Annotated in this window: 12 protein-coding genes; 10 read left to right on the top strand and 2 right to left on the bottom strand. The window is 67.5% G+C overall.

Translation table 11 applies throughout. The annotated features are described in order from the left end of the window. Window positions 1-159: 159 nt before the first annotated feature. Window positions 160-1,497, bottom strand: a complete 1,338-nt coding sequence (locus L6Q21_RS16835; RefSeq protein WP_237831912.1) for an FAD/NAD(P)-binding protein — start codon at window positions 1,495-1,497, stop codon at window positions 160-162. Between the two features lie 116 nt (window positions 1,498-1,613). After that, on the bottom strand, window positions 1,614-2,936 hold the full coding sequence (locus tag L6Q21_RS16830; protein ID WP_237831911.1) for an MFS transporter: 1,323 nt from the start codon (window positions 2,934-2,936) through the stop codon (window positions 1,614-1,616). A gap of 179 nt (window positions 2,937-3,115) precedes the next feature. Between L6Q21_RS16830 and cyoA the strand changes: the two genes are divergently transcribed. From cyoA to pncB, 10 genes are read left to right on the top strand one after another with little or no spacing between them, the layout of a single operon-like run. Next, the gene (cyoA, locus tag L6Q21_RS16825) at window positions 3,116-4,309 is read left to right on the top strand and encodes a ubiquinol oxidase subunit II (protein ID WP_418895837.1); all 1,194 of its coding nucleotides are present in this window, start codon (window positions 3,116-3,118) and stop codon (window positions 4,307-4,309) included. A gap of 12 nt (window positions 4,310-4,321) precedes the next feature. After that, window positions 4,322-6,343 (top strand): cytochrome o ubiquinol oxidase subunit I, encoded by a 2,022-nt coding sequence (gene cyoB / locus L6Q21_RS16820; protein ID WP_237831910.1) that lies wholly within the window; start codon window positions 4,322-4,324, stop codon window positions 6,341-6,343. Window positions 6,344-6,346: 3 nt separating this feature from the next. Continuing rightward, on the top strand, window positions 6,347-6,973 hold the full coding sequence (gene cyoC, locus L6Q21_RS16815) for a cytochrome o ubiquinol oxidase subunit III (protein ID WP_237831909.1): 627 nt from the start codon (window positions 6,347-6,349) through the stop codon (window positions 6,971-6,973). After that, window positions 6,970-7,359, top strand: a complete 390-nt coding sequence (gene cyoD / locus L6Q21_RS16810) for a cytochrome o ubiquinol oxidase subunit IV (RefSeq protein WP_237831908.1) — start codon at window positions 6,970-6,972, stop codon at window positions 7,357-7,359. The genes cyoC and cyoD overlap by 4 nt, the downstream gene beginning before the upstream one ends. 38 nt (window positions 7,360-7,397) lie before the next feature. Next, entirely contained in the window at window positions 7,398-8,108 is a 711-nt protein-coding gene (locus L6Q21_RS16805) for an SURF1 family protein (protein WP_237831913.1), read from the top strand. After that, the gene (locus L6Q21_RS16800; RefSeq protein WP_237831907.1) at window positions 8,105-9,412 is read left to right on the top strand and encodes an ATP-binding protein; all 1,308 of its coding nucleotides are present in this window, start codon (window positions 8,105-8,107) and stop codon (window positions 9,410-9,412) included. Before L6Q21_RS16805 ends, L6Q21_RS16800 begins: the two co-directional genes overlap by 4 nt. Next, complete coding sequence (locus tag L6Q21_RS16795) at window positions 9,409-9,942, top strand: response regulator transcription factor (RefSeq protein WP_237831906.1); 534 nt, start codon at window positions 9,409-9,411, stop codon at window positions 9,940-9,942. The genes L6Q21_RS16800 and L6Q21_RS16795 overlap by 4 nt, the downstream gene beginning before the upstream one ends. Before the next feature lie 39 nt (window positions 9,943-9,981). Beyond that, the gene (locus L6Q21_RS16790) at window positions 9,982-10,944 is read left to right on the top strand and encodes a FecCD family ABC transporter permease (protein ID WP_237831905.1); all 963 of its coding nucleotides are present in this window, start codon (window positions 9,982-9,984) and stop codon (window positions 10,942-10,944) included. Then, the gene (locus L6Q21_RS16785; RefSeq protein WP_237831904.1) at window positions 10,938-11,708 is read left to right on the top strand and encodes an ABC transporter ATP-binding protein; all 771 of its coding nucleotides are present in this window, start codon (window positions 10,938-10,940) and stop codon (window positions 11,706-11,708) included. The genes L6Q21_RS16790 and L6Q21_RS16785 overlap by 7 nt, the downstream gene beginning before the upstream one ends. Before the next feature lie 54 nt (window positions 11,709-11,762). Next, on the top strand, window positions 11,763-13,067 hold the full coding sequence (gene pncB, locus L6Q21_RS16780) for a nicotinate phosphoribosyltransferase (RefSeq protein WP_237831903.1): 1,305 nt from the start codon (window positions 11,763-11,765) through the stop codon (window positions 13,065-13,067). Window positions 13,068-13,163 lie beyond the last annotated feature (96 nt).

The following is a 13,163-nucleotide window of genomic DNA, read 5'->3' as shown; positions in this document are numbered from 1 at the left end:
GGGGTCCAGCTTCAAGCGCTGCGCCGGCGGAAAAGCTGGACCCCGGGTCAAGCCCGGGGTGACGGGGAAAAAACAAAAGTGACGGAGAAAAACAGGGGTGGCGAAGGGAGGGGGATATCAGGTCCCGTTCCAGGCGATTCCGCCTGATCGAAACAGGCTCTAAAGCCCCTCGCCGCCCACCCAATGGGCGTTGGAAAGCATGCGCGCCAGCGACCAGACCTGTCGGCGGATGTCGGGCACGGCGGTGGTTTCCCAGAAGCTGCCGCGCGTGAGCGGACCGACGGCGAAGAGGCTGGAATTCGGCGCGCCGTCCGGCGCGATGACGCGGCCGAGATGGTCCGTCTCCAGCCCCATCCCCAGTTCGTCCGGCCGGGCGAGGCCGCCATCGAGCAGGCTGCGGATGAGGGGCTGGGCGGAACGGGCCACGTCTCCCGGGCCGGTGCAGTTGACGATGCGCCCGACTTTCAGCGTTTGGGTGCTTGCGTCCTTGCGCTGGATTTCAAGCCGCGCGCCGGTTTCGGTGCGCTCGGCGGATAGAATCCGGCCGGCGATCACGCGCAGGTCGCCGGCCGCCACCATATGCTTCACCTGCCCCGCCACTTCCGGCGCCATGCGGTGGCGGTGCACATCCCACCAGACTCGCGCGTGGCGCAGGAAACGCTGCTTTTCGGCGAGCGGCATGCGCCGCCACAGATCCTGTGTGTGCGGGCGAAGCTGGTCCACCGCGGCGCGCCAGCCGATCTTTTTCGCTTGCGCGCGCAAGTGGCGCAGGATCGAAAGCGTGTCGGCCGCCGGCGCTTCCGGCAGCGGCGGAACCGGCTCGGGGGCGCCATGGACGCGCGGGATGAGCCCCCGGCGGGACAAAGCGACGATCTCGCCGCCGTGCCCGGCCTCGCGCAGCAGCAGCGCCGCGTCGATCGCCGTCAGGCCGGTGCCGATCAGCAGCACCGGCGAATCCGGGCCGGCGGGCGGCATCAGCTCGCCTTCCCAGGGATCGTTGCAATAGGCATCCCCCAATGCCGCCGGGTCCAGCCCGGCGGGCGCGCGGGCCGGGAGGTTGCCGGTGGCCAGCACGACGCGGCGGGCCTGCTGCCGCTCTCCATTGGCGAAAAGCAGTTGGAAATGCTCGCCCTCGGGGCGAATTCCGATCACTTCGGCCGCATGCACGGTCAACTGATGCGGCGCCTGGGCGCGGGCCTCTTCCAGCAGGCTGTTGAGATAGCGGCCATAGGTGGCGCGCGGCACGAAGCTGGTGCGCTCGGCGCCGCATTCCGCTTGGGCCCAGCGCTCGAAATGGCCGGGGTCGTCGGGCAGCGCGCTCATGTTGGCGGCGCGGACGTTCAGCAGATGCGAGTTGGAGGATGTAGAGTAAGCGAGGCCGAGGCCGGCCTTGTGGTTGCGCTCGAACAGCAGAGCCGATGGCCCCTCGTGACGGACCAGATTCACCGCCAGCAGCGTGCCGGAAAAGCCTCCGCCGATGATCGCCACATCTATCATAGCACGCCGGCTCCCCCCTTGCCTTTCCTGGCAAAGCAGCCCGGATCGCGGCGAAGCGCAAGAGGGGATCGGCGAAATGTCCACCGAGCCGGTTGAATTGAGGGCGTTGGGGCCCGCTATTCGATGGTGCGCGCGAGGTTCCGGTTCAGCCAGAGCGCCGCCAGCGTGCCGAGCGCGCCCGACAGCAGATAGGCGCCCGAAGAGATCAGCCCGAACTTGGTGGAGAGCAGCAGCGCAGCGAGCGGCGCGAAGCCGGCGCCGAACATCCAGGCGAGGTCCGACGTCAGGGCCGAGCCGGTGTAGCGATAGCGTATGGGAAAGCTGGAGGAGATGGCGCCCGACGACTGCCCGAACGACAGGCCGAGAAGCACGAAACCCGTCAGCATGAAGGCCAGTTCCCCGCCCTGCCCGGCGCCCAGCAGTTGCGGCGCGAAGCCGCTGAAGGCGGCGATGGCGGCGGCGGAGACGCCCAGCACCGTGCGGCGGCCGAAACGGTCGGCCAGCAGGCCCGAGGCGATTATGGCGGCGATTCCGAACACCGCCGCCAGCGCCTCGATCAGCAGGAAGCGCACCGGCGATTCGGTGGTGAACAGGAACACCCAGGAGAGCGGGAACACCGTCACCATATGGAACATGGCGAAGCTGGCGAGCGGCGCGAAGGCTCCGGCGGCGATCACCCGCCACTGGGTGGCCAAAGTTTCCACGACGGGGGCCGGTTGCAGCGCCCGGCCTTCGAACTGGTGGGCATATTCCGGGGTGACGACGATCCTGAGGCGCGCGAACAGCGCCACGACGTTGATCGCGAAGGCGACGAAGAAGGGATAGCGCCAGCCCCAGTCGAGGAAATCCTCGGCCGGAAGGGCGTAGATCAGGAAGGCGAACAGCAGGCTGGCGACGATGAGGCCGATCGGCGCGCCTAGCTGCGGCAGCATCGCATACCAGCCCCGCCGCCCGGCGGGCGCGTTCAGCGCCAGCAGCGACGCGAGCCCGTCCCACGAGCCGCCCAGCGCCACGCCCTGCCCGGCGCGGAACAGGGTGAGGAGCACGGCCGCCCAGATGCCGATCCGCTCATGGCCGGGCAGGAAGGCGATGGCCGCCGTCGCGCCGCCCAGCAGGAACAGCGCGATGGTGAGCTTGGCGCCACGGCCGTAGCGGCGGTCGATCCCGGTGAAGATGAAGGTGCCGACCGGGCGGGCGACGAAGGCGACGGCGAACACCGCGAAGGAGAAGAGCGTGCCGGTCAGCGGATCGACGAAGGGAAAGATCAGTTTCGGGAAAACCAGAACCGAGGCGATGGCGTAGACGAAGAAGTCGAAGAACTCCGACGCCCGGCCGATGACGACCCCGACGGAAATCTCGCCGGGTTCGACGGGATGCCCGCCGTTGATCTCCCCGCCGTTGATCTGCCGCGCGTCCTGTTCCGCAGTGATTGCCGTCATGGCTCTTCAATTCCGTCCGAAGGCCGCCCCGGATAGGCTCCGGGCCGATGGATAGCATTCTCCGGCCCGGCAGGCGAACCCACGGGCGAAGCTCGTGCCTCTTTGTCATTGATCCAGCGCAAGGGGATTGGGCAAAATGTCCTATGTGCCGCGTTGCAGCATGGGATTAGGCGCCGCTTATGCTTGCCCGTAATCCCTTGCCCCCTGCCCTTTCGCCGCGGCGCTCCACAGGCAATCGCCTTCCAAAGCTGGCGGCGCTGGCCCTGTTGCCGCTGCTGGCCGGCTGCGACTGGGTGGTGCTGAAGCCGGCGGGCGATGTTGCACAGCAGCAAGGCGATCTGGTGGTGATCTCCACCCTGCTGATGCTGGTGATCATCCTGCCGGTGATGGCGATGACCATGTTCTTCGCCTGGAAATACCGCGCCGCCAACCGGGAAGCCCGCTACGAGCCGGAGTGGAACCATTCCACGCAACTGGAGCTGGCGATCTGGGGCGCGCCGCTGCTGATCATCATCTGCCTGGGCGCCATCACCTGGGTGGCGACCCACCTGCTGGACCCCTATCGCCCGCTGGCCCGGATCGCGCCGGGGCAGCCGGTCGCCGCCGACACGAGGCCGCTGGAAGTGCAGGTGGTCGCGCTCGACTGGAAGTGGCTGTTCATCTACCCGGAACAGGGGATCGCCACCGTCAACGAGCTGGTGGCGCCGATCGACCGGCCGATCCGCTTCCGCATCTCCTCCTCCTCGGTGATGAACAGCTTCTATGTGCCGGCGCTCGCCGGGCAGATCTACGCCATGCCGGGGATGGAGACGAAGCTGCACGCCGTCTTCAACAACCCCGGCCATTATCGCGGCCTGTCCGCCAACTACAGCGGCGCCGGCTTCTCCGGCATGCGCTTCGACGCGCACGGCATGTCGGCGGACGAGTTCGACCAGTGGGTCGGCAAGGTCCGCTCCGGCGGCCGGCTGGACCGCGCCGCCTATCTGGAGCTGGAGCGGCCGAGCGAGAATGTCGCCGTCACGCACTTCGGCGAGGTCGAGCGCAACCTGTTCGACGCCGTCGTCAACATGTGCGTCGAGCCGGGCAAGATGTGCATGCACGACATGATGGCGATCGACGCGAAGGGCGGCCTCGGCCTCGCCGGCACCTACAATGTCGCCGCGCTTTCCTACGACAAGTTCGCCGGGCGCGGCACCGAGGGCAGCCGCCCGGCACGGATGATGGTGACGGCGATGTGCGACACCCGCCCCATGGGCGCCGACGAATTCGAACTGCCGCGAACGATCGATCTGGCGCCGCTCCTCGGCGCCGGGCTGGCCGGGCGGCAGACGGCCGCTTTCGCCGGCCTTTCCCCCATTGCAACGCAATCCTGAAGGCCTGAGCCGATGTCAGCCCCCGCCACCACCGAGGTGAGCCCCATTTTCGGGCGCTTGTCGCTGGACCATCTTCCCCTGCACGAACCGATCGTCGTCGCCACCTTCATCGTGGTGCTGATCGGCGGCGGCGCCCTGCTGGCGCTCATCACCCGCTACAAGCTGTGGGGGATGCTGTGGAACGACTGGTTCACCAGCGTCGACCACAAGAAGATCGGCATCATGTACATGGTGCTGGGGCTGGTGATGTTCCTGCGCGGCTTCGCCGACGCCATCATGATGCGGCTGCAGCAGGTGATGGCCTTCAACGGCTCCGAAGGCTATCTGAACGCCCACCACTACGACCAGATCTTCACCGCGCACGGCGTGATCATGATCTTCTTCGTGGCGATGCCGTTCATCACCGGCCTCATGAACTATATCGTGCCGCTGCAGATCGGCGCGCGGGACGTGTCCTTCCCCTTCCTCAACAATTTCAGCTTCTGGATGACGACCGCCGGCGCCGTGCTGGTGATGGTGTCGCTGTTCGTCGGCGAGTTCGCGCAGACCGGCTGGCTCGCCTATCCGCCGCTGTCCGGCATCGCCTACAGCCCCAATTCCGGGGTGGATTATTATATCTGGGCCTTGCAGATCGCCGGCGTCGGCACGACGCTTTCGGGCATCAACCTGATCGTCACCATCATCAAGATGCGCGCGCCCGGCATGTCGCTGATGCGGATGCCCGTCTTCACCTGGACTTCGCTCTGCGCCAACGTGCTGATCGTCGCCTCCTTCCCCGTCCTGACGGCGGTGCTCGCGCTGCTCAGCCTCGACCGCTACGTCGGCACCAATTTCTTCACCAACGATTTCGGCGGCAGCCCGATGATGTATGTGAACCTCATCTGGATCTGGGGCCATCCGGAGGTCTACATCCTGATCCTGCCGCTGTTCGGGGTGTTCTCCGAAATCACCTCCACCTTCTCGGGCAAGCGGCTGTTCGGCTATACGTCGATGGTATACGCCACCGTCTGCATCACCATCTTGAGCTACGTCGTCTGGCTGCACCATTTCTTCACCATGGGCTCCGGCGCCTCGGTGAACAGCTTCTTCGGCATCACCACCATGGTGATCTCGATCCCCACCGGCGCGAAGCTCTTCAACTGGCTGTTCACCATGTATCGCGGCCGAATCCGCTTCGACCTGCCGATGATGTGGACCATCGCCTTCATGCTGACCTTCGTGGTCGGCGGGATGACGGGCGTGCTGCTGGCCGTGCCGCCGGCGGACTTCGTGTTGCACAACTCGCTGTTCCTGATCGCCCACTTCCACAATGTGATCATCGGCGGCGTGGTGTTCGGCGTGTTCGCCGCCATCAACTACTGGTGGCCCAAGGCCTTCGGCTACAAGCTGAACGAATTCTGGGGCAAGATCAGCTTCTGGTGCTGGGTGGTGGGCTTCTGGCTGGCCTTCATGCCGCTCTATGTGCTGGGGCTGATGGGCGTCACGCGGCGGATGCGGGTGTTCGACGATCCGAGCCTGCAGATCTGGTTCCTGATCGCCGGGCTGGGCGCGCTTGTGATCGCCGCCGGAATCGGCGCCATGCTGGTGCAGTTCGCCGTCTCCATCTGGAAGCGCGACGAATTGCGCGAAGTCTCCGGCGACCCCTGGGAAGGCCGCACGCTGGAGTGGGCGACCTCCTCCCCGCCGCCCGACTACAACTTCGCCTTCACCCCCATCATCCACGGCCATGACGCCTGGCACGAGATGAAGCAGGCCGGCGTGAAGCGCCCGCTTTCGGGCTTCCGCGCCATCCATATGCCGAAGAACACCGGCACCGGCGTGGTGCTGGCGGCGCTCAGCATCGTCTGCGGCTTCGCTTTGGTCTGGTACATCTGGTGGCTGGCGGCGCTGAGCTTCCTCGGAATCGTCGGCTACGCCATCTGGCATACGTTCAATTACGACCGGGATTTCCACATCCCCGCCGAAACCGTCGCCGCGACCGAAGAGGCCCGCACGCGCCAGCTCGCCGGCCAGCCGGCCGTTCAGGGGGCCTGAGACATGCAGAGCAACACCGCCGCCGCAGACCCGACGGCCCGCTATTACGACCTGCACGAGCACGACCATCCGGAAGGCGGAAGCACCATGCTGGGCTTCTGGATCTACCTGATGAGCGACTGCCTGATCTTCGCCATCCTCTTCGCCTGCTATGCGGTGCTGGGCGGCAATCTCGCGGCCGGGCCGGGGCCGAAGGACCTGTTCGACCTGAACCTCATCGCCCTCAACACCGCGATGCTGCTGTTCTCGTCGATCACCTATGGCTTCGCGATGCTGGCGATGGCGCGCGGCGACAAGCAGAAGGTGCTGCTGTGGCTGGGGATCACCGGCCTCTTCGGCCTCGCCTTCCTTTCGATCGAGCTCTACGAATTCCAGCACATGATCCATCTGGGGGCGACTCCGCAGCGCAGCGCCTTCCTGTCGGCCTTCTTCACGCTGGTGGGCACGCACGGCCTGCACGTCACCTTCGGCCTCATCTGGCTGGTGACGCTGATGGTGCAGGTGAACCGCTTCGGGCTGAAGCCGGCGAACCAGCGGCGGCTGATGTGCCTCAGCCTCTTCTGGCACTTCCTCGACGTCATCTGGATCGGCGTCTTCACATTTGTCTATCTGATGGGGATGCTCCGGTGAGCCAGGATCATGACACGCAGCATGGCGCGCATTCGCACGGTGATCACGCGCATGACAGCGGCGCGCACGGCAGCCTTCGCGACTATGTGATCGGCTTCGTCCTTTCCGTGGTGCTGACGGCCATTCCCTTCTGGCTGGTGATGGCCCGCCCGCTTTCCGGCGAGACGACCGCACTCCTCATCATGGCCTTCGCCGTGGTGCAGGTGGTGGTGCACATGATCTACTTCCTGCACATGAACGGGAAGGTGGAAGGCGGCTGGACGATGACGGCGCTGGTCTTCACCATCATCATCGTCGTCATCATGATGGCGGGATCGCTCTGGGTGATGTACCATCTGAACACCAACATGATGCCCCCGGTGCACGATATGCGGCAGATGCCGTGACCGATGCGGTCGGCGCCCGGCCGTTCGCCGGGCGTGCGATGCTGGCGGCGATCTGCCTGCTGCTGGCGGGCGGTTTCGTCTGGCTGGGTATCTGGCAACTGGAACGCCGCCAGTGGAAGCATGAGCTGATCGCCGCGGTCGACGCGCGCGCGCACAACGCCCCAGTTCCCGCCCCCGGACCGGCGGAGTGGCCGAATGTCTCGGCGCGAAGCCATGCCTATCTGCGCGTGCACACCGCTGGCCGCTTCCTCCCCGTGGCCCCTGCCTTCGTGACAGCGGTGACGGAGCTTGGCAGCGGCTATTGGGTGATGTCGCCGATGGAGACGGCAGAGGGCATCATCCTCGTCAATCGCGGTTTCGTGCCGACGCGTTCCGTCACCCCTCCGGCGCCGGATGTCTATGCCCTCGCCGGGCTGTTGCGGCTGACCGAGCCGGACGGCGGCTTCCTGCGCCGCAACGACCCGGCCGCCGACCGCTGGTATTCGCGCGATGTCGCGGCGATCGCCACGTCCCGGGGGCTGGAGAGGGTCGCCCCCTATTTCATCGACGCGGACAATGCAATCGCCCCCGTGACATCGATGAACGACATGCCCGGCAATCTGCCCGGCGAGCCCCTCGGTGGGCTGACCGTCATCCGCTTTTCCGACAACCATCTGGTCTATGCCCTCACCTGGTTCGCGCTGGCGGCAATGTCTCTGTTCGCCGTCTTGCTGCTGGTCCGGGGCCGGCAGGCGCGCGACGGCGGATGATTGGCCGCTGGCCGGTTCGCAAGATCACCCAGGCCGACGCCGACGCCGGGCGGCGCAACATGCGCCTGCTGGTGCAACTGCGCTGGATCGCCGTCGTCGGGCAGCTCGTCACCATCGCCGTCGTCCATTGGGGCATGGGCATCCATCTGCCGCTCGCCGCGCTGCTGCTGGCGCCGGCCGGGCTGGCGGCCATCAACCTCGGCAGCCTGCCCCTGCTCCACCGGCGAACGGACGTTTCGAACGCGGAGCTGACGGCGACGCTGCTGGTGGATGTCGGCGCGCTCGCCTGGCAGCTTTACCTGACCGGTGGGCTGACCAACCCCTTCGTCTATCTGTTCCTGTTGCAGATCGTGCTGGGGGCGATCCTGCTGAAACCGGCTTCCTCCTGGGGCGTGGTGGCGGCCGCCCTGCTGGCGCTGGCGGTGCTGGCGCTGACCACCCGGCCGCTCGGCCTGCCGCCGCGCTGGGCGGAGGACCCGATGCAACTCTATCTCTGGGGCGGCCTCGTCTGCTTCGCGCTGGTGGCGGTGCTGCTGGTCGCCTTCGTGACGAGGGTAAGCCGCAACCTGAAGGAACGGGATTCCGCGCTCGCCGCCGCCCGGCAGCATGCCGCCGAGGAGGACCATATCGTCCGCATGGCGCTGCTGGCTTCCGGCGCGGCGCATGAACTGGGAACGCCGCTCGCCTCTCTCGCCGTGCTGGTGGGGGACTGGCGCAAGCTGCCGCTGCTGAAGCAGCACCCGGAACTCGGCGAGGACATGGAGGATATGACCGCCGCCATCGACCGCTGCAAGGCGATCGTCAGCGGCATATTGATGTCGGCCGGGGAAGCCCGCGGCATCGCCCCGGAGCCGACCAGCGCCCGGCGCTTTCTGGCCGGGATCGTCAACGAATGGCGGGCCGACCGGCGCTACGACTCGATCGTCTGGAGCGACCGGCTGGGCGAGGATGTGCCGATGGTCGCAGACCCGGCGTTGCGGCAAGTCATCGGAAATGCCATCGACAATGCGCTGGAAGCCTCGCCCGACCGGGTGGAGATTGCCGCATCGCTGGAGGCCGACATGCTGCTGCTGGACATTTCGGATCGCGGACCGGGCTTCACCCCCGAGATGCTGGAGGCCTTCGGGCGCCCCTACCACTCCACCAAGGGGCGGCCGGGCGGCGGGTTGGGGCTGTTCCTGCTGGTGAATGTGATCCGCAAGCTGGGCGGCAGCGTCGCGGCGCAGAACCGCGCCGAAGGCGGGGCGCGGGTGCGAATCCATCTGCCGCTGGCCGGGCTGGCCGGCCGGATTCCCGCCGCATGACCGACCGCCCCCTGCTGCTGATCGTCGAGGACGACGCGGCCTTCGCCCGCACGCTGCAGCGCTCGTTCGAGCGGCGCGGCTATCGCGCGCTCCACGCCGCCAGCCACGATGAGCTGGAGCTGCTGCTGAAAAGCCACCGGCCGGGCTATGCCGTGGTCGACCTGAAGCTGGGCGGCGCTTCCGGCCTTGCCTGCGTGCAGACGCTGCGGGCGGGCGACGCGGCGATGAAGATCGTGGTGCTGACCGGCTTCGCCAGCATCGCCACCGCCGTGGAGGCGATCAAGCTGGGGGCGGACCATTATCTCGCCAAGCCCTCCAACAGCGACGACATCGAAGCCGCCTTCGCGCGGGAAGGCGGCAACCCGGACGCGCCGGTGGACGGCCGCCACTCCTCCATCAAGACGCTGGAGTGGGAGCATATCCACCAGACGCTGGTGGAGACGGACTTCAACATTTCCGAAGCCGCCCGGCGGCTGGGCATGCACCGGCGGACGCTGGCGCGGAAGCTGGAGAAGCGGCAGGTCCGCTAGCGGATGGGCAAGCGGCAGCGATCGAGATGGCTTTGGGCCATGCTGGGGCTGGCCCTGCTGGCGGCGGCGCTGCTGTCGGTTGGCGTCGGCAGCACGGAGATTCCCGTGGGCCGGGCGCTTTCGGCCCTGTTCGGCGATGGCGACCCGGTGGAGCGGGCGATACTGGTGGAACTGCGCCTGCCGCGCGCCATCCTCGCGCTGGCGGTGGGGGCGATGCTGGGGCTGAGCGGCGCGGTGCTGCAAGGCTATCTGCGCAACCCGCTGGCCGAGCCTTCGGTGCTGGGCACCTCCAACGGCGCGGCGCTCGGCGCGGTCGCCGCGCTCTATTTCGGGCTGGCGGACCTGCACCCGGCGATGCTGCCGCTGCTGGGGATTTCAGGCGCGCTTCTCAGCCTGATCCTGTTGCTGCTGCTGACCCGGCGCTCGGAAAGCGCGCTGTCCATCATTCTGGCCGGTATCGCCGTCGCGACGCTGGCCGGCGCGGGGATCAGCCTGGCGCTGAACCTTTCCCCCAACCCCTTCGCGGCGATGGAGATCACCTCCTGGCTGCTGGGCAGCCTGGAGGATCGCAGCTTCCGCCATGTCTGGCTTGCCCTCCCCTGCCTGGCGCTCGGCGTGCTGCTGCTGGCCGGACAGGGGCGCGCGCTGGATGCGCTCAGCCTTGGCGAGGATGCCGCCGCTTCCATGGGCGTGGACCTGCGGCGCATGCGCCTGCGGCTGCTTCTGGGGCTGTCCGTGGGGGTAGGCGGCGCCGTGGCGGTGACGGGGGCGATCGGCTTCGTCGGCCTGATCGTGCCGCATCTGGTGCGCCCTTATACGGATCGAAGCCCCTCGGCGATCCTCTGGCCCAGCGCCATCGCCGGCGCGGCGCTGCTGGCACTCGCCGATGTGGCGGTGCGGGTGATCCCCTCCACCAACGAGCTGAAGCTGGGCGTGGTGACGGCCTTTCTGGGCGTGCCGGTGTTCCTGGCGCACCTCTTGCGGGAGCGGCGGCTGTGGTGAGCCTCGCCACCGAGAATCTGGGCGTCCGCCTTGGCGGGCGCGAGGTGCTGGGCGGCCTTTCCACGCAGCTTCCGGCTGGCCTGCTGGTGGGGGTTCTGGGGCCGAACGGCGCTGGAAAATCCAGCTTCCTGAAGGCGCTTGCCGGGCTTTTGCCGCATGCAGGGCGAGTGCTGCTGGACGGCGCGCCGCTCGCCCATATGCCGCGCGCCGAAGTCGCGCGCCGCATCGCCTATCTGCCGCAGGGGCAGACGCTGCACTGGCCGCTGGCGGTGGAGCGTCTGGTGGGGCTGGGGCGGCTGCCGCATCTGGCGCCGCTGTCGCGCATCGCCGACAGCGACCGCGCCGCCATCGAACGCGCGATGCGCCGCACGGACGTTGCGCATCTGGCCCAGCGCACCGCCACCGAGCTTTCCGGCGGCGAGCGCGCCCGGGTGCTGCTGGCGCGCGCGCTGGCGGTGGAGGCGCCGGTGCTGCTGGCGGACGAGCCGCTCACCAGCCTCGATCCGGCGCACCAGATCGAGGGGATGGAAATCCTGCGCGACGAGGCCCGGGCCGGCGCGCTGGTGGTGGCGGTGATGCACGATCTGGCGCTAGCCTACCGCTATTGCGACCGCATCCTGTTGCTGGACCGGGGCCGGCTGGTGGCGGAAGGGCCTGCGGGCGACGTGCTGACGCCCGGCAATCTGGCGGAGGTCTATGCCATTTCCGCCTTTTACGGCCCGCCCGCCGAGCGGCTGCTGGTGCCGCTGGACCGGCTTCGCTGACGCTTGCCAGCCGCCGCCGGCCACGGCATCGACGGGCGGAAAGAAGGAGCCGGCATGACAGTCACCGACATCGCCACCCGCACCTACAACCACAATTTCCGGCTCGACCCCATCGTCCGCAGCCTGCTGGACACCGACTTCTACAAGCTGCTGATGTTGCAGCTGATCTGGAAAATGCATGCGGATGTGCAGGCGACCTTCTCGCTGATCAACCGCACGAAGAAGGTGCGGCTGGCCGAGATCATCGACGAGGACGAATTGCGGGCGCAACTGGACCATGCGCGCGGCCTCCGCTTCTCGAACAAGGAGTTGATCTGGCTTGCGGGCAACAGCTTCTATGGCAAGGCGCGGATGTTCAGCCCCGGGTTCATCGCCTGGCTGCGCGATTTCCGCCTGCCCGATTACCGCCTGAGCAAGGCCGACGGCCAGTATGAGCTGCATTTCGACGGCCCCTGGACGCATACGACGATGTGGGAAATCCCGGCGCTCGCCATCGTCAACGAGCTGAAATCCCGCGCCGCCATGCGCGACAAGGGCCGGTTCGCGCTGGATATCCTCTACGCCCGCGCCAAGGCGAAGCTGTGGGAGAAGGTGGAGCGGCTGCGGCAGTTGCCGGATCTTCAGCTTTCCGATTTCGGCACGCGGCGGCGGCACGGCTTCCTGTGGCAGCGCTGGTGCGTGGAGGCGCTGAAGGAGGGACTGGGCGATCGCTTCATCGGCACGTCCAACGTGCTGCTGGCGATGGACGCCGATCTGGAGGCGATCGGCACCAACGCGCATGAACTGCCGATGGTGGCGGCGGCGCTGGCCGAAAGCGATGCGGCGCTGGCGCTGGCGCCTTACCGGGTGCTGGAGGAATGGCGGCAGCATTACAACGGCAATCTGCTGATCGTGCTGCCGGACGCCTATGGCACCGCGCGATTCCTGGAAGACGCGCCCGATTGGGTGGCCGACTGGACAGGGTTCCGCCCCGACAGCCTGCCGCCGATCGAGGCGGGCGATCAGATCGTCCGCTGGTGGCAGGCGAAGGGGCGCGATCCGGCCGGCAAGCTGCTGATCTTCTCGGACGGGATGGATGTGGAGTCGATCGAGGAGACCTATCGCCATTTCCACGGCCGGGTGCGGATGAGCTTCGGCTGGGGCACCAACCTCACCAACGACTTCCGTGGCTGCGACCCGGACGGGGCTGCCGGGCTGGAGCCGATCTCGCTCGTCTGCAAGGTGACGGAGGCCAACGGCCGGCCTGCGGTGAAACTGTCGGACAATCCGGCCAAGGCGACGGGCGATCCGGCCGAAATCGCCCGCTACCGGCGGGTGTTCGGGCAACCGGACGGAGGGGCGCGGGCCGTTCGCGTCTAGGTTGGTGGCTTTTGCCAGCCATTGGGATAATCGCGCGTCACCCCGGGCTTGACCCGGGGTCCAGCTTTTCTGCTGGCGCTGCGGGTGAGGAAGAAA

The sequence above is a fragment of the Sandaracinobacteroides sayramensis genome (assembly GCF_022014495.1).
Lineage (GTDB): Bacteria > Pseudomonadota > Alphaproteobacteria > Sphingomonadales > Sphingomonadaceae > Sandaracinobacteroides > Sandaracinobacteroides sayramense.
The sequence above is the reverse complement of the archived record's forward strand: the minus strand, read 5'-3'. Positions and strand labels throughout refer to the sequence as shown.